This is a genomic window from Acuticoccus kandeliae, assembly GCF_003073115.1.
The window spans coordinates 1-389 of record NZ_QBBV01000083.1 but is presented as its reverse complement, the minus strand read 5'-3'; the positions used below and the strand labels follow the sequence as shown (position 1 = coordinate 389).

Here is a 389-nt window from a genome sequence, read left to right as displayed (position 1 = left end):
CGTCTACGTGGCCCAGAAGCGCAAGATCTCCGACGGCGACAAGCTCGCCGGCCGGCACGGCAACAAGGGCGTCATCGGCAAGATCCTCCCGCAGGAGGACATGCCGTTCCTCCCGGACGGCACGCCGGTCGACATCATCCTGAACACCCACGGTGTGCCGCGTCGTATGAACATCGGCCAGATCCTGGAGACCCACCTCGGGTGGATCGCCAAGTCCGGCTGGGAGATCGAGGGCACGCCCGAGTGGGCGGCGCAGATGCCCGAGGAGCTCTACTCGGTGCCCGCCGACACGAACACCGCGACGCCGGTGTTCGACGGTGCGCGCGAGCACGAGATCACGGGGCTGCTGGGCTCGACCCGTCCCAACCGGGACGGCGAGCGGATGGTCG

Annotated in this window: 1 protein-coding gene; it reads left to right on the top strand. The window is 68.6% G+C overall.

From position 1 onward, the window contains the following. A partial coding sequence (locus DBV35_RS29410; protein ID WP_245944153.1) for a hypothetical protein occupies positions 1-389 on the top strand: 389 nt, incomplete at both ends.